The organism is Algoriphagus sp. PAP.12 (assembly GCF_026652115.1).
In the GTDB taxonomy this organism is placed as follows: Bacteria; Bacteroidota; Bacteroidia; order Cytophagales; family Cyclobacteriaceae; genus Algoriphagus.
Genome location: NZ_JAPPSQ010000006.1, coordinates 192,402 through 208,744, shown reverse-complemented (window position 1 = coordinate 208,744; position 16,343 = coordinate 192,402). Strand labels below are relative to the sequence as shown.

Annotated in this window: 14 protein-coding genes; 4 read left to right on the top strand and 10 right to left on the bottom strand. The window is 38.5% G+C overall.

Annotated elements, in window-relative coordinates; translation table 11 throughout:
- Window positions 1–32 precede the first annotated feature (32 nt).
- Window positions 33–1,709 (bottom strand): patatin-like phospholipase family protein, encoded by a 1,677-nt coding sequence (locus tag O0V13_RS09745; RefSeq protein ID WP_268034791.1) that lies wholly within the window; start codon window positions 1,707–1,709, stop codon window positions 33–35.
- 216 nt (window positions 1,710–1,925) lie between these two features.
- Between O0V13_RS09745 and O0V13_RS09740 the strand changes: the two genes are divergently transcribed.
- The 4 genes from O0V13_RS09740 (at window position 1,926) to O0V13_RS09725 (ending at window position 8,571) form a co-directional block, all read left to right on the top strand.
- Window positions 1,926–4,241 (top strand): PSD1 and planctomycete cytochrome C domain-containing protein, encoded by a 2,316-nt coding sequence (locus O0V13_RS09740; protein ID WP_268034790.1) that lies wholly within the window; start codon window positions 1,926–1,928, stop codon window positions 4,239–4,241.
- Between the two features lie 2 nt (window positions 4,242–4,243).
- Window positions 4,244–5,698 (top strand): DUF1501 domain-containing protein, encoded by a 1,455-nt coding sequence (locus O0V13_RS09735; protein ID WP_268034789.1) that lies wholly within the window; start codon window positions 4,244–4,246, stop codon window positions 5,696–5,698.
- Window positions 5,699–5,768: 70 nt separating this feature from the next.
- Window positions 5,769–7,829: a c-type cytochrome domain-containing protein gene (locus O0V13_RS09730; RefSeq protein ID WP_268034788.1), complete on the top strand. Its 2,061-nt coding sequence runs from the start codon at window positions 5,769–5,771 to the stop codon at window positions 7,827–7,829.
- 4 nt (window positions 7,830–7,833) lie between these two features.
- Window positions 7,834–8,571 (top strand): SIS domain-containing protein, encoded by a 738-nt coding sequence (locus O0V13_RS09725; protein WP_268034787.1) that lies wholly within the window; start codon window positions 7,834–7,836, stop codon window positions 8,569–8,571.
- Window position 8,572: 1 nt separating this feature from the next.
- Here O0V13_RS09725 and O0V13_RS09720 read toward each other — a convergent pair whose 3' ends face one another.
- The 9 genes from O0V13_RS09720 to O0V13_RS09680 form a co-directional block, all read right to left on the bottom strand.
- Window positions 8,573–9,652: a hypothetical protein gene (locus O0V13_RS09720; RefSeq protein ID WP_268034786.1), complete on the bottom strand. Its 1,080-nt coding sequence runs from the start codon at window positions 9,650–9,652 to the stop codon at window positions 8,573–8,575.
- A gap of 100 nt (window positions 9,653–9,752) precedes the next feature.
- Window positions 9,753–10,631 (bottom strand): formate/nitrite transporter family protein, encoded by an 879-nt coding sequence (locus tag O0V13_RS09715; protein WP_268034785.1) that lies wholly within the window; start codon window positions 10,629–10,631, stop codon window positions 9,753–9,755.
- A 55-nt stretch (window positions 10,632–10,686) separates the two neighbouring features.
- The gene (locus O0V13_RS09710) at window positions 10,687–11,718 is read right to left on the bottom strand and encodes a hypothetical protein (protein WP_268034784.1); all 1,032 of its coding nucleotides are present in this window, start codon (window positions 11,716–11,718) and stop codon (window positions 10,687–10,689) included.
- A 114-nt stretch (window positions 11,719–11,832) separates the two neighbouring features.
- Window positions 11,833–12,228 carry a group III truncated hemoglobin gene (locus O0V13_RS09705; protein ID WP_268034783.1) on the bottom strand — a complete coding sequence of 132 codons (396 nt, stop codon included), beginning with the start codon at window positions 12,226–12,228 and terminating at the stop codon, window positions 11,833–11,835.
- A 10-nt stretch (window positions 12,229–12,238) separates the two neighbouring features.
- Window positions 12,239–13,477: an alkaline phosphatase family protein gene (locus O0V13_RS09700; RefSeq protein WP_268034782.1), complete on the bottom strand. Its 1,239-nt coding sequence runs from the start codon at window positions 13,475–13,477 to the stop codon at window positions 12,239–12,241.
- Between the two features lie 114 nt (window positions 13,478–13,591).
- Entirely contained in the window at window positions 13,592–14,116 is a 525-nt protein-coding gene (locus O0V13_RS09695; protein WP_268034781.1) for a GNAT family N-acetyltransferase, read from the bottom strand.
- Window positions 14,106–14,717, bottom strand: coding sequence for a hypothetical protein (locus O0V13_RS09690; RefSeq protein ID WP_268034780.1), 612 nt, complete (start codon window positions 14,715–14,717; stop codon window positions 14,106–14,108). Before O0V13_RS09690 ends, O0V13_RS09695 begins: the two co-directional genes overlap by 11 nt.
- A gap of 21 nt (window positions 14,718–14,738) precedes the next feature.
- Window positions 14,739–15,725, bottom strand: a complete 987-nt coding sequence (locus O0V13_RS09685; protein ID WP_268034779.1) for a phosphotransferase — start codon at window positions 15,723–15,725, stop codon at window positions 14,739–14,741.
- Window positions 15,726–15,747: 22 nt separating this feature from the next.
- Window positions 15,748–16,332 carry a YdeI/OmpD-associated family protein gene (locus tag O0V13_RS09680; RefSeq protein ID WP_268034778.1) on the bottom strand — a complete coding sequence of 195 codons (585 nt, stop codon included), beginning with the start codon at window positions 16,330–16,332 and terminating at the stop codon, window positions 15,748–15,750.
- Window positions 16,333–16,343: the final 11 nt, after the last annotated feature.

The following is a 16,343-nucleotide window of genomic DNA, read 5'->3' as shown; positions in this document are numbered from 1 at the left end:
AACCTTAAAGCTGCCCTGTTGGGCAGCTTTTTTTATGCTTTCTTGAATTCCTTTTTATAGACCAAAAACATCGGATCTTTCTCAAATTTTCTCCAATCTGCCAACAACTTTTTCTCCAGATTCTTTACACTTGGGTTGTGGAGCTCCTCTGGAAGTTCCTGAATGTATTTGATCAAATTATAACACGTCGTAAACTGTCCACAGGCGATCAAAGAATCAAGTCGGTGAACTTCCCTATCTGTTTGATCCCACCAAAGGGTGGTAGGCATTTCTGAAGCTACTAGAGCTACTTCTTTGATTCTTGCAGTAATTTTAATTTTCTCCGCTTTTTCATCCTGAATCTGAAGATTCATATTATTTGACTCACCATTCAATTGGTAAACAGTAGAGGTAATCCTACGATTGGTAAATTCTTCTGCTCTGTATAGCAAATCAAAGTTCAGGCGACGAATCTGTCTAAAAAAGACCTGATTGATCATCAGCATGGCAGAGCTTAATCTATCTGAAACCATTCTTTTGACCAAGGATAACTTAAGACTCCCTAAAGCCTCAACCTTAGGTAAAATTGGCTCGGGAACAGCCTCTTGAAAACTTTGTTTGAATTGATTTTTTAGATAGTTCACCAGGTAACCTCCAAGCAAGCCCAGTAAGGTTAAAAGCCCTCCTACTCCTATCAATCCGGAAGAAATAGAATACAAGAGAACCCAAGTTCTTCCATAAAACAAATCCAAAATACTAGCTCCTATCAAGCCCAAAACACCTATCAACAGAATAATCCAATAAATAGGTCTAAGCTTTACCATGGCTAGTTTCTGAGCAATAAAATTGGCTAAGGAGACTTTACTATTTCTTTCTTGCTGGTCCGGTGTCCATGGCGGCATTCGAAAACTTCCCACATCATTGACAATTACCAAATCTAAAGGCATCTGATCTAGAGAACTTTGATCCATATTCACCATGCTCCCTATTCCTTGATTGTCTACAATCCCACCATCCATAATACCGATTCCTTTGGAAAAATTAGGTCTGCCAGTCAATCTCTCATATGCTTCACTCTCATGATTTTCTATATAATCATTGGGAAAAATCATAGGGGCAAAGCCTACAGGAAAACACGAAGAGGAGGCAATTGCATCACTGATATGGATAGAATCTCTAACCTCATTCAATTCTCGACATTTCAGTTCATAGTTCCCGAAAGTATTTACATTCTGAAATCGAAAAGCCAAGCCATAAGAAAACTCAGTTGCATTAAAGCATATATACTTAAGATGTCCTTTTAGATTTTCTTGCTTCAATGCCTTAAAGTCTTCAGTGACTAAATATTCTTTATAGGTCAAAGCAAAGGCGTTGATTAGGGATCTAGTCCGTGTTGTGGTATCCCAGAGCTTTTGATCCATGAATTTATCGAAAGCCAAATCTACCAATTGGTCTTCATCAAGGAAGCGGTATAAACTCTGGTAGAAAGTATCAAAGTCTTTTCCCTTACCATTGGAAGCTGCAAAACAGGCCGCCGTGATTGTCCCTCCACTGACCGAGCTTACTGCAATCACATTTTCCAATAATGGTTTTTCTTCGAATTCGATATGATTTAAATAGTCCAGAACCCCCAAACTAAAACTTGTAGCTCGATACCCTCCCCCACTAAAACAAAGCCCGATAGTTTGAAAAGGAACTAAAGGATCAGGGTATTTGATTTCTTTTTTCATTTTGATTAAAAAGTTGAGTTAAAAAATTCGCAACAGATGAATATAATAATTATCAGACAGCTAAAACTAGAATAGAAAATAATCTTAAAAATAAAATATAGACCATTTGACCTAAATTTAACTTGATATTCTTGAATTAAGACTATTTTTTACTTAAAATAGCCGGGTCTTTAATAAAATTTTTCCATAACTTATACAGTCAAAATAATTACCCGAATGACCTTTAGAAGACAAAACTTGTTTGTGTTAGCATTTTCAATTGCTGCTTTATTTTCCTGTAAAGATGGAAAGCAAGGTGTGAATGAATTGGCTGAAATCGATCAAATAAGTTATAATTTCCATATCCGTCCCATCCTCTCTGATAAGTGCTTTGCTTGTCATGGTCCAGATGCCAATAAAAGAGAAGCAGATCTTCGTTTGGATGTTGAAGAGGCTGCTTTTGCAGCACTCAAGGAAAACCCAAATAAATTCGCAGTAGTCCCGGGCAAACCGGACCAATCTGAGGTGTATCATCGAATCATTTCAGAAGATCCGGCAGAATTAATGCCTCCTGCAGAATCCAACTTGAAGCTTTCGGAGAATGAAATCGCAATCATCAAAAAATGGATCGAACAAGGTGCGAAATACGAGCCACATTGGGCCTTTGTAAAAGCAGAAAAATCTAATGTCCCGACCCAATCAGATTGGGGAACGAATGAAATAGACCAATTCACCTTCAAAAAAATGAAGGAAGTAGGCCTGGAACCCAATCCTGAGGCCCAATCCTATGAATTGATTAAAAGAGCAAGCCTAGATCTTACAGGCCTTCCTCCTAGCCCCGAAATGCTGGAACGATTTGGAGATTTTTCCGGTGAATACACTTATGAAGATTTACTGGATGGTCTTTTGGAGCAAGATGCTTACGGGGAAAAACTAGCAATTCTTTGGATGGATATTTCTCGATATGCAGACAGTTATGGATATCAGGATGACAATATCCGAACCCAGTGGCCATTTAGAGACTGGGTGATTCATGCCTTTAACAATAATCTACCCTACGATCAATTTTTAACTTGGCAAATTGCCGGAGATCTTCTTCCAGATGCTACAAAAGAACAAATTCTTGCTACTGCTTTCAACAGAAATCATAAGTATACAGAAGAGGGTGGAGTAATTCCGGAAGAATACCGAATAGAGTATGTCTTGGATAAAACAAACACCTTTTCCAAAGGTATTTTGGGAATTACCATGGAATGTGCCCAGTGCCATGATCATAAATACGATCCGTTTTCCCAGAAAGAATATTATGAGTTTTTCGCTTTTTTCAATAATACTCCTGAGAAAGGCTACGAAGGTGATGTAAGTATTTCCAAACCAGCCAAAACTCCCATTCTTTTTGTTGACCAGGATGATTTGGATGGGATTTTGGATTTCATTAATTATCAGGACACAACCCAATTGAGTATTTCTGTCATGGGTGAATTGGAAGGTGAAGATGCTCGCTCTACCTTTATTCTTGACAGAGGAGTTTATGATGCTCCTTCTACCGAAGTTTTCCCTTCCACACCCGAATCCATACTTGAATTCCCTGAAAACCTACCAAAAAATCGTCTCGGTTTGGCTCAGTGGGCCACTTCCAGAGACAATCCTTTGACTGCACGTGTTTTTGTCAATTTGATTTGGCAAGAAATATTCGGAACAGGGATCGTCAAATCAGCAGGAGATTTTGGGATGCAGGGAGATCTTCCTTCTCACCCTGAATTATTGGATTGGTTGGCAGTTGATTTTATGGAAAACGGCTGGGATATCAAACGCCTATATAAGCAGATATTAAGTTCTGCTACCTACAAACAGTCTGCGCATATCTCAAAAGACCACTTGGCAGTAGATCCAGCCAATATCTATCTGGCAAGGGCTCCAAGAATGAGATTGCCTGCAGAAAATGTACAGGATTTGGTTTTAGCTAGTAGCGGTCTTTTGGTAGAAAAGGTGGGGGGACCAAGTGTGAAAGGTTATCAACCTGAAGGTATCTGGGAAGCGGCAAGCTCTGGAAGAGGAGTATTGGCGACATACGTGCAAGACGAAGGAGAAAGCCTCTACAGACGTGGACTTTACAACTTTATCAAACTAACTGTACCTCCCCCAAAAGCAATCATTTTTGATTCGAGTAACCGAGACAGATGCGAAATCAGTCGAGGTAGAACGAATACCCCGCTACAGGCATTGGTTATGATGAATGATCCTATGGTATTGGAAGCATCAAGGGTTTTGGCGAGTAACCTTTGGGAAAAACACAGTGACTCCAATGAGGCCATCAATGAAGCTTTTGTGAGAATCCTTTGTAGACCGATGAAAGCCGAAGAGAAAAATCTTTTGGAGGATTATTACGAAGGACAAATAGAAAGATTTACCAATCACCAAGAACAGGTACAAGCTACACTGGAGGTAGGAGACTATCCTTTGGAAAAAGAAGACATTAATCCCAAAACAGCTGCTTTGATGCAAGTCATTGTCAGTTTGTACAATTTGGAAGAAACGATAACAAAGATTTAAAAATGGAAAAGGAAATATTAGAGCAGGGATTAAATCTTAATCGAAGAAAATTTCTTTCGCGATTAAGTTTGGGATTAGGTAGTGCAGCTTTGGGATCACTTTTGATCCCGGATTTATTTTCTGGAAAAAGCGGTGCTGAAGAGGCAATGATGTCAGCTTTACCCCATTTTGCACCCAAGGCAAAAAGAGTTATTTACCTTTTCCAAAATGGTGCTCCCTCCCAACTGGAATCTTTTGATTACAAACCACTTTTGCAAAAAAGCTACGGTCAAGATCTACCAGAATCCATCCGACAAGGTCAAAGACTAACTGGTATGACGGCTGGACAATCCAAATTCCCACTGGTAGGTTCGTATTACGATTTCCAGCAATACGGGGAAAGTAGAGCGTGGATTTCATCCATTTTCCCACATACTGCAAGCATTGTGGATGATATATGTATCGTCAAATCCATGCATACCGAAGCCATCAACCATGATCCGGCTTTGACATTTTTCCAAACAGGAGCTCAAGTAGGAAACCGCCCAAGTATGGGAAGTTGGCTGAGTTATGGGTTGGGTAGCGAAAACAGTAACCTACCTGCTTTCTGCGTTCTTTTGAGTCGTGGTAAAGGGAATGGACAAGGGGTCTATTCCAAGCTTTGGAGCAATGGATTTTTGGATGCCACTCACCAGGGAGTTCAATTCTCAAATTCTGAGGATCCAGTTCTTTATTTGAAAGATCCAGAGTCCATGAGCCGAAGTGAGAGAAGAAAAATGTTGGATCAGATCGCTGCAATGAATGATTTAAGCTATCGTGAATTCAACGATCCTGCGATATCGGCCAAAGTGCAGCAATATGAGATGGCTTATAGAATGCAAACTGCCGTTCCGGAAATCACGGATGTTTCCAAGGAGCCGGACTCCATTGTCAAGCTTTATGGACCGGATTGTTTGGTTCCAGGTACTTATGCCGCCAATTGTCTTTTGGCAAGAAAACTATCTGAAAGTGGTGTAAGATTCGTTCAATTATATCATCAGGGGTGGGATCAGCATGGTAATCTTCCCAATGAAATGGCGATGCAGGCTAAAGATGTAGATCAGGCCTCTGCTGCTTTGATTACAGACTTGAAACAAAGAGGTCTTTTAGATGAAACCCTGGTGATTTGGGGAGGAGAATTTGGAAGAACCAACTATTGCCAGGGAAATATTCAGGTGGACAATTATGGTAGAGACCACCACCCACGTGCATTCTCCATTTGGATGGCCGGAGGAGGCGTCAAATCAGGAATGGTTTACGGCGAAACTGACGAATTCGGGTACAACATTGTCGAAAACCCTGTTCACGTGCACGATTTCCAAGCAACAGTTATGAATTTAATGGGGATTGACCATGAAAAATTAATCTTCAAACACTTGGGAAGAAGATACAGACTTACTGATGTTTCAGGACATGTCATCAAAGATTTGATTGCCTAACAATATGCCCACTAAGAATACCCTACGCAATCTCTTGGAGAATTGCCTCTTTATATGGGTTGGACTAAGCTTGATACTTACTCTTGCTCCCGCTCAATACCAATTCCCAGAAATAATTCAGGTAACAGGAAGAGCTCACCCCTTGATTCTGCATTTCCCGATTGTTCTTTTATTACTCGGCCTGATTTTCTTTTTCTTACCAGCCCTTCAAAAAAACTCGGAAGTCAAGGAAATTGGAGAATTTACATTTCTATTCGGCTCCAATCTGGCAGGAATCACAGTAATAGCAGGTTTGATTCTAGCTCGTGAGGAATACGAGGGGGATGCCCTCCTACTCCATCAATGGGCTGGCTTGGGTGTATTTCTCCTTTCAGTACTACTTTATTTCTTTAGGGCTAAAAAAGCATCCATCAAGACAACTTTAAGCCTGATACTGGCTATTGGAATCATTCTTACAGGACATTGGGGAGCTAACTTGACGCATGGAGATGATTTTCTTTTGGCTCCTTTAAAATCAGAGGTCCAAGACCTACCAACTTTAGCGGAGGCAGAAGTCTTTCGAGATATGGTCAATCCAATTTTAGAAGCCAAGTGCCTTTCCTGTCATAAAGAAGGCAAAATCAAAGGTGAATTGAGACTAGATCATGTGGAAGGCATACAAAAAGGAGGCAAAACGGGGCCACTTTTCGTAGCTGGAGATCCAGAAAAATCGATTCTTTTCGAACGCATCCACCTTCCTATGGATGATAAAAAGCATATGCCTCCAAAAAACAAAGCCCAGCTTTCTGATGAGGAAATCATGGTTTTGCAAGAATGGATAGCGCAAGGAGGAAAATTCGATCAAAAAGTAGAAGAATCAAATCCAGAAAGTGAATTATTCCAGCTGGCATCCTTGAAATTTGACAAAAACAAAAGCTATGAATTCGAAGCTGCTGATCAGGAAACGATACAGGAATTAAACAATTTCTACAGAGTTGTCACGCCTCTGTTTCCAGAATCACCTGCCTTGTTGGTTTCCTATTATGGTATCGCGGCTTTTGATCCAGAATCACTGAAAGACCTTAAAGATGTAAAGGAGCAAGTGGTAGAAATCAACTTGAATAAAATGCCTCTTAAGGAGGTAGATCTTGGATTTCTAAAAGACTTCCCTCACTTAGAAAAGCTATCTCTCAACTTTACAGATATTGAGACCAAACACCTGCAAGCTATTTCCGAAATCCCAAACCTGCAGGATTTAGCAGTTTCTGGAAATGCTTTTGGTGAAGAAGACTTTCAAGCTTTAGAAAGCATGACTGGACTTCGGAAATTATTCCTTTGGCAAAAAGGAATAAGTGATTCTCAAAAAGACCAACTATCCAAAAGCCTCGAGACCACTGAAATTGACTTCGGCTTTGATGGAAGTGGAATCACTTATGAGTTGAATCCCCCAAGCATCAAACAGGATAAAGTCTTCTTTTCAGACAGTCTGAAGATTGAGATTACTCACCCAATTCCAAGCACAGAGATCCGATATACGCTGGATGGATCAGAGCCTGATAGTTTAAATTCTTTGGTTTATTCAAATCCTGTATGGGTAAACTCTTCTGGTAAATTACGAGCGAAAGTATTTGCTGAGGACTGGAAAGGCTCAAATAGCACCGTAACGGTCTATATGAAGGCAGGTTTGAGCCCTGTGGATTATAAACTCCTTACTGATCCAAACGAAAAATACAAAGCCCAAGGAGCTCGAACAGTATTTGATAAAGTAAAGGGAAAAAACAATCATACCTCCGGTGAATGGCTTGGGTATTCTGAAAAACCATTTGACATCGAACTAAAACATGACAAAAGTCATAAAATTAAGTCTCTTGGCTTGAGCTTATTATACAACGAAAGTGCGTATATTTTTCCACCTACTCGCGTGCAAATCCTGGCACTAGAGAATGGAAAATGGATTACACTTGTCGATGATCACCCTAAACCCTCCGAAAAAATTGAGGAGATTCGATCAGAACTGCTTCTTTACCCTATAGAAGATTCGAATTTTGAAAAAATCAGAGTCACGGTAAATCCAATCACATCTCTACCTTCCTGGCATCCAGGAGCAGGAGCACGAGGATGGGTATTTATCGACGAACTCCTGATTAACTAAAAAATTGGATCCTGCATTTTATAGGTACAGACAAGAAGTTGAATCAAAGCTAAAGCGAGCATTCCTTCAAGAAAGAGAAATAAAACTGGCCGCCAAATGGGTTTCTGAAAGCATCAGAGACAATGGCTGGATTTATGTAAGTGGTACCGGTCATTCTCATATGATGGCCGAGGAAATATTCTACCGAACGGGCGGATTTGCCCGGGTTATCCCTGTATTGGACCCAAACCTAATGCTCCATATCAGTGCTTCCAATAGCACTATGGTAGAAAGGCAGGAAGGTTATGCACATGAGCTATTAAAAAGCTATCCCCTCACTGAAAATGATGTGTTTTTTGTGTTCAGTAATTCTGGGAGAAACCCAGTGACCATTGAAATGGCCATGTACGCTCAAGAAAAAGGCGCCAAGGTCATAGCCATCACCAATTTCACCCAAAGCAAAACATTGGACTCCAGACATTCATCCCAACAGATGTTGTTTCAAGTTTGTGATTTGTTCCTGGACAACTGTGGTGAAATAGGAGATGCAGCAGTAGAAATTGAAGGCATTCCAATGAAAGTCGGACCTACTTCAACTGTTATTGGCGCAGCATTGATTCAGGCAATTATGGTCCAAGCTGTTGAAGATTTAATTGAAATGGGGGTGGATCCAGAGATTTTCAGAGGAGCAAATGATGGGGATACCGACCAACCAGTAGATAGCCTAGTTGAGAAGTATAAGAAACAGGTAAAGGGACTTTGATTTATTTCAAAGTCTCTAATTCCAATTCATAATAAACCACCTTTTCTTCCTCCACTCCAAAATAATCTTGGTCTTTTAGGCCCATTAGATTTCCTTTTGGGCTCAAAAAATTGGAATAAACAATTCCCTCTGGAAGATTGATGTCATTTTGGATTAAGTTGAATTCAGAGTCAAAGAATGCCAAAAAATAAGGATTTGAGCTTTCCATCTCCTTTCTAACCTCATAATTATCAAGATCGAATTGAAGTAATTCATCTTCTCTCACCCCCTTTTTATACATTGCCAAGAACCCATGATCGGTTGGAAGAATACTGTAAATTCTTCCTGCAACAGTTTTGCTTTCCAAATCAAAAAAGTCATCAACCCTTTGGAAGGGTACTCCCACAGCTGGAACCGCATCACTTACTTTTAGATCAATAGTTTTGCTGAACACCACTTCATCTCCAATTTCACGATAGTGGTAAAATTTCATTTCTCCCCTAAAAAACAAAATCCAATCCTTCCCATTTTTGATCACTGTTGGAAACATCCAGCCATAAAAATTGCCATCCTGATACATAGATTCTTTCGGAAACTCCATAGTCAATCTGGTTTTCATCGAAATAGTATCCAAAACCTCCAAAATGGGCATTTGGTAAATCCTTTGGAATCCTGATTCATAAAGTTCATCCCAATCTACATCCTCTTTGGAATCATATTTTTCAGGTCTAACAAATGCTAATTCTTCTCCTATTTCATAATAAGGATCTCCAGCTAAGCCATTTAAATGAAAACCAAAAAATGGAAAATCAATTTTTCTGACAAATTCTCCATGAATATCAAAATGGACTATTCTACTTCCAAATTCTAAAATCCGGACTTCTCCATTTTTAAAATCACGAGAAGTAACATCTCCAACTTTATTGGGACCATCCAATGGAATATCAAACCTGGATTGGACCTCTCCAGATTTCGACAAAATCAAAACGTCTCTTTGTCCTTTTCCCCAGCCCAGAAATTTCTCAGAAATCGAATCATAGTCAGTCAACCACAGTCTTCCCAAATGATCTATTTCAAGAGAATCAATGATTTTTAGCTCCAATTCTTTTGATACCGATGAACTGGAACCCTCATTATTATGGCAAGAGAAAAGGAAAAACCCTAAAAAAATGAAACTAAGCCACCTATAATTTAGAAGAAGCTTATTTACCAATATTGAAAACAAATGCTCTGTATTTGAGTAAGGCAACGAAAATAGCTCCACCAAAGGCATTTCCTATCAAAGCTGTGGATTCAAAAGTTAAATAATCCCAAAAGCTGATCTGATCAGATGTAATCATACCCGAGAACACTTCGATATTCCCGATGATACTGTGATGAAGACTTGTGAATGACAAAACTGAGGTGATAAGAAAGATTACTACTATTTGACTGATCGTATCTCTAAAAGACGCCAGAAGCCAGGAAAGCAAGCCCATTAGCCATCCTGCAAGCATGGCACTGACTAGGATAACTGGAATAGATGCATCTGTTACATGAAGAGCAATTTTCTCTATTACTGCCAAGTCAAAAATACCTAGCCTTGGCCCCAACCAAATCAATAAAATCCCTATAAAAAACCCTCCTAAAAGATTTCCACTAACTACAAGTCCCCATAAGCGAAACATACTCTGAGGACTTCTTTTATTATTCAAAACAGGCAATGTTAATAATGCTGTTTGCTCGGTAAACAGAATGCTTTGACCTAACACTACCAAAATAAAGCCCAGTGGGTACACAAAGGATATCATCTTGAAAATGGTATCCTCAGCGACTTTTCCTTCTAAAAAGAAAAATAAGGAACATAACAAAAGGTAACTGAATCCGATCTCCATCCCAGCCGTCAAAGAACTGAGAATTATAGAACTGGGACTTTTGTCATAGGTTTTAAGAGCATCTGTGATTTGGTCACGGAGTACCTCTCCATGAGTTTTTGTTCCATCCTTTTTCTCATTTTTCGAGCTCAGGATTTCACGATCTATCTCCCTTTGCCTTTTCTTTTCCTGTTCTTCGGGAGTTATTTCTTTCTTTTTCCAGATCATTCAGATTGCTATTACTATGGATGATAAAAATAAACTCCAAACCTGAAAAATAAAACTAATAACTACGACAGGAAGAAATTATACTTTTTTCAAAAGCTTTGTCATTTTTAATTATTGAATAGAATTCTCCTAAAAATCTCTCTGCTTCTTTTTTCTCACCACTGGACATCCATTCTTGGTGTTCTTCTATGATTGCAAACATAATCTCCTCCTTTTCCAAAAACTCAGCCCTTATAGCCTGTAACAATGCTTCTTCCCTACAAAACCCTCGATAAAGTCGCTGTGTTACACTTTCTATTTCTACCAAATTACTGACTTGTGCATAAGGAGGATTTACAAATCCTGTCATATCAAAATCATAGGCTAAAGGGACCACAGTTCTTTCATCCAATTGCATTACCTTTTGGTTATGCTTAAAAAGCCCCGAAAAATCTGTGTTCCCAATCATGTATTGAAAAATATCATGTCTTACAGCTGCTGAATCCTCCAGCAATGTTCCCAAAATCTTTTTGTCATCAAGAATCTCCCCATTGAACCTGTCAGCTACGTCATCATCGTCCTCAATCAAAAATCCAAATAAAATCTCCTCCTCACCTTTTTTATCATCTTCATTTTCAAAATACAAACGAACCATTCTCGTAGAAAAGGTATATGGAGTTACTTCTTCCATCATCTTGTAGCACATAAATTCTTTAGCAATAAAAGCATCTGCATTTTTTGCCCTAGAACATGGCATCACCAATTTGAGACTCTTATTTTGTTCAAAAACGGTCCCTTCTCTCCTCTTTTTTTTGAATTTCAGTCTCAGCGGAGGGAAATAGCAATTATTCAATCGGAAGTTACCTCTGGTTCGCATTTCTACTTCTAACTCCTCCCATTCCCCTGATTCATTTTTGAACCAAATTACCTCATCTACATAGGTAGAATCATTGCTGTCTTTTCGGATGTCTTTGACTGAAAATTTCAATTTTAAATCCAAAATTTCATCGGAGGCAAAAAGAGGACTTTGGGCTTTCGTGGTCGAAATCCCTACAACCAATACCAGGAGTAGAAAAAGAATTGGAAGTTTTTTCTCTAAAATATTCATTTTAATCAGTCGCTAGCCTAGGAAATAAATTAAAAAAAAGATGTCTAAATCTTTTAAAAGTCCAATTAAGCTACAAAAAAATACTGATAATCAATTGAATAGCAATTCAAAAAATCAACGAGGTCTAGCCTCCCAAATCCTCATAAACAGCATATGCGCCATTCTTCTGGCATGTTCTTTTGCATAATCTGCATTCTCACCTTCAAAATACCGATTGATGGTCGCAAACCATAGCTCCAGCCAATTTCCAAAATGAGCTTGTTCAATTGAGTTGCCCACTTGTGAATCAACTTCCCTATGAACTCCGGTGGGATTAAACTTTCCCCTACCAGGTCCAGTTTGTAGCAGAATCATCTCCCAAAAATCACTCAAATGAACCAAATGATGATCCCAGTCTTGTACTACATGATTAAAGATAGGACCTAGTGTTTCATGCTTTCTCACTTGATCATAAAATCTTCTCACTAAAAAATCAACTTCCTTCCGACTTCTAATTTCTACCCTATCCATTTGCTTAATCCTATTTCAAAACAGACTTCAACACTTCTTCTTTTCCATCGATATTGGAAGGTATCGGCAGCCCTAAAAGTTCACAAAGCAGCGGATAAATATGAATATTCTCAAAAGCTTCAATTTTATAATTTTCCTTGATCCTAGGACCATTTGCATAGAATATCCCTTGCATTTCTTTGTAGTCGGGACTATAACCATGTGCACCAGAAACTGAATTTTTATCTAAAGCCGTCATATTTCGAGCACGAAACAAACTCCTTTCATTCACCAGATTATAGCCCAAATCAGGGATAATCAGCAAATCTCCCATCAGATCCTTGTGAAGAGCCAAATCCTTGTAATATTCCCTGTCATCCACATCTATGACATGAATATGCTCTCCTCTGGACTCTATCAAGGATTTGATGGATTCTTTTTGACTGACATCTTCCAGATGGAGGTGCAATAAGGTTCCTGAATTTACAGCTCGGGCCTTAACACCTTCCAAAAGAGGTTCATAATTCAATAGATTTTCCGACGGAACATCAGCCATACCATGATCAGAAACCAACACAATATTAATGGGAAGGTCTAGGCTTTTCACTCCCTCGAATAATGCACCCAATTCATGATCCAATCGGTAAAGCGTTTTTTTCAGTTCCTCATCATTGTTTGGACCAAATCGGTGCCCCGTATCATCCATATCTGAAAAATACATAGTGATCAACTTCGGCCTTTCATTTTCTGGCAATTGCAACCAATCAAAAACCTGAGAAACTCTTGTCAGATTAGGGACTGAACCATCATAATCAAAATAATAAGTAGGATGAATTCCTTGCACATCCGCTTCTGAACCTACAAAATAATAGCTTGCAGAGGTTATTTCATTTTGCTCAGCTAAGACCCAAATAGGCGTTCCACCATACCAAGAACCATCTGTAATTATTTCACGGTTTGAAATGGAATATTGTAACCCTTTTTGCGGATGATAAAAATTATTGTCAACTATCCCATGATGCTCCGGTTTCATTCCGGTCACTATGGTATAGTGATTCGGGAAAGTTTTACTTGGAAAAGATGGAATCAAACCTTCAGCTGCAGTTCCATTTTCTATAAACCTTGAAATATTTGGCGGTTGAAATCTTTCTACGTAATCATATCGAAAACCATCAAGAGAAATCAAAATGACGTACTGGTCTTCTTCTTGAGCAAAAGAATGGGGCAATAACCCCATAAAAACCAGAAGAAAAGCTAAAACTGGACGCATGTTTAAGATATTTATTTATCGTTCTACTACAGGATACAAAACTGCAATGAAAATAACTTTTCAGACTTCTTTTTAAACAATAAAATCGAACCCAAAGCTAAATTTTACAATTTATTAAAACTCGATCTTCATCAAAAAGTCAGTCTGAATCTCGTCCCCAAATGGAAATGGATGAGAACCAAAAATCTTCAAACCATTTTTCTCGTAAAATCGGATTGCTCTAGCATTCTTTTCCCAGACCCCCAACCAGAGATATTTTTTCTTTTTGGACTTTGCGAAATCAATTGCCAAGTCCAATAATTTTTTCCCCAAACCCAAGCCTAAATAGTCTTCTAACACATACAACCTAGCGATCTCGAGGCTATCAGAGTCATGAATATCAGTTTGGGATGGAACCTCATTGACTTTTGTGTACCCGATTATTTTTCCATTCATAAACGCTACGAAAAACCGAGAACCTACCGCTTCAAATTCCTTTTGAAACTGTTTCTCAGTAAATGCATCGTTCATGTAAAAAGACACATTCTCAGGTTTATTCCCTTCAGTAAAAGCCTGTAAAAAAGCTGTTTGAGCCATCTCCACTAAAGCAGGAATTTCTCCTACTTTTACATCTCTTATTTCTACTGATTCAATTTGCACGGTTTAGTTTCTTTAAAGCTACTTGAACTTGACTTAATGGATACCCTCCCAAAATCGCTCGATACTCTCCACTCGGATGGATGATTACAAAACTGCCGCAAGGATATGGATATTTGAAAAACTGATCTTGAAAAATATGTTCCGGATCTGAAATCCAAGTGACTTCTTCTCCATACTTTTCCAAACCATGGGGATTCCCATACATAAATACCGGAGGAGCAGCATCTCCTTTTTCAGCCCATTTGGTTAGTGTTTTATATTCTTTGGAGAAAGATTCTGCATTATCACCTGCACCAGAAGAATTACATTCATCTTTTCCAGGATAAAATATCACGATCAAAGACTTTCCACTTTCCAAAGCTTTAAAATTTCCTGTTTTATCAAAAAATGGCAGAGGATCTACCTTTCCAAAAGGCATTCTATGAACCAATATTTTACCATGATCTCCATCAGGAATTCCAAAAAACGGACCTTCTAATATCTGTTGTTCAAAATATGCCTTACTCACATCTCTACCCATCTCATCCTTATAACCGGTTTGGGCTAAAGCAGTCTGGATAAAAGAAAAAACAAGAATGAATAGGATGTAAATTTGCTTCATGAATGGAATTTAATGCTCAAATTAAATATCTATCCCGTTAAATTTCATCCATTGGTCTACCGTATGGATCCAAAATTTCAAAAATTCTTCACTTAGGAAAAGATTCGCAAAATCATTATATCTCTTCACATGTATTCCAGTGTAATAAAGCCAAATAGCCAATCCTCCAAAAGGCACCAGGATCATTTCTTTCTGAGAAAAAGGCAAAATTTTGCGGTATCCTTTCAGAAACGCATCCTGTTTTTGAATGTATTTCACTTTGTCAGGCTCATTTTTAAACAAGATCATCAATGCATATCCCACATCTAAAAACAAATAGCCTTTTCCCACATTATCAAAATCGAACAAATGGATCTTTCCATTTTCCGAAACTTTGAAATTCTCATACCAAACATCTAAATGGATGACTCCTTGTTGTAGCTTTTCAAGTTGCTGAGCTTCCAATATCGACTTCATTTTCCCGCAGGCTCTTTTGAAATAGTCTAGCTCTTGAAAATCTTTTGAAAAATGACTTAATACCTGCTCCCAAGCCCAATGGATCAAAGAGTCAGGATTATAATCTTTCCTTTGGATTGAAAAATCTTTTCCTGCTGAATGTATTTTAGCCAATAGCCCTCCTAATTCTTCACATAAACCAACATCTGGATTACGAACTATTTTCCCTTCGGCATAGGAAAATAAGACTCCAAAACGCATTCCTTCAAAGGCTGGGATTTGGATCAAATACTCTTGACGCGAATTTTGGACTGGAATTGAAACTGGATTCTCTTGTGCATTTAAGTATTTCAAAAACCTTAATTCCTCCTCAATTTCCATCTGATTTTTCCACTCAAAGCAATACAATCTGAATACAAACTTTTGTTCTCCAGATTCAATCAAATAGGTATGATTGACCCCTGTTTTTAAAACCTTGCAAGAAATCGGACTTTGAAGATTGTATTCTTTCCCCACCAATTGGGCTAAAAAGTCAGGAGAAATAATTGTACTGATGGCAGGCGCAAAATTCATAACCGGCAATTAAATGATTTTTTCAATCATTTAAGCCTTTCCCCTCCAGGATAGTAGGAGTATATTTTTCGATTCTTGAGATCCTTGTTTTGGATTGCTTGGCCTGCGAAAAGTATAATAAATACGCTCTTTGCCTGCCCGGAGTCAAAGATTCAAAAGCACTTTTTAAATTTGAATCTGTTTCCAAAATCTCCTTGAATTCATCCACCATTTCAAACTCCGCTGTCTTTTTCAATTCTACTTGCAGTCCCGCTTTTTCAACTTCTATGGCCTGAAAAATATAAGTCTTGATTTCCCTTTGATGACCTTGGATTTGCTCAAAATTTGAAAACCTGATTTGTCTGGCCGCCTGAACATTCTTGGTTTGCTGAACCAACATACCATGTGAATCCTGAAGTAAGGCTCCTTTATGAAATAACAAAGCGCAATACTCCTTAAAACCGTGAATCAAGACCACATTCGCACCCTTTAAAGTATAGCATGGATGCCCCCATTTCAGCTCTTCAACTAATCCAGTCTCCAAAACCAACTTTCTCAATAGCTGGTAACAATCCTTCCATTTTGAAGTTTTATCAAAGAAAAAATCCACTTTTTGATTTTTGTTCATTGCTTTAAAAA

What these genes read in the sequence shown, in the direction of transcription:
- O0V13_RS09745 (WP_268034791.1), bottom strand. Translation starts at nt 1,709, where the DNA reads ATGAAAAAAGAAATCAAATACCCTGATCCTTTAGTTCCTTTTCAAACT.
- O0V13_RS09740 (WP_268034790.1), top strand. Translation starts at nt 1,926, where the DNA reads ATGACCTTTAGAAGACAAAACTTGTTTGTGTTAGCATTTTCAATTGCT.
- O0V13_RS09735 (WP_268034789.1), top strand. Translation starts at nt 4,244, where the DNA reads ATGGAAAAGGAAATATTAGAGCAGGGATTAAATCTTAATCGAAGAAAA.
- O0V13_RS09715 (WP_268034785.1), bottom strand. Translation starts at nt 10,631, where the DNA reads ATGATCTGGAAAAAGAAAGAAATAACTCCCGAAGAACAGGAAAAGAAA.
- O0V13_RS09710 (WP_268034784.1), bottom strand. Translation starts at nt 11,718, where the DNA reads ATGAATATTTTAGAGAAAAAACTTCCAATTCTTTTTCTACTCCTGGTA.
- O0V13_RS09705 (WP_268034783.1), bottom strand. Translation starts at nt 12,228, where the DNA reads ATGGATAGGGTAGAAATTAGAAGTCGGAAGGAAGTTGATTTTTTAGTG.
- O0V13_RS09700 (WP_268034782.1), bottom strand. Translation starts at nt 13,477, where the DNA reads ATGCGTCCAGTTTTAGCTTTTCTTCTGGTTTTTATGGGGTTATTGCCC.
- O0V13_RS09690 (WP_268034780.1), bottom strand. Translation starts at nt 14,717, where the DNA reads ATGAAGCAAATTTACATCCTATTCATTCTTGTTTTTTCTTTTATCCAG.
- O0V13_RS09685 (WP_268034779.1), bottom strand. Translation starts at nt 15,725, where the DNA reads ATGAATTTTGCGCCTGCCATCAGTACAATTATTTCTCCTGACTTTTTA.
- O0V13_RS09680 (WP_268034778.1), bottom strand. Translation starts at nt 16,332, where the DNA reads ATGAACAAAAATCAAAAAGTGGATTTTTTCTTTGATAAAACTTCAAAA.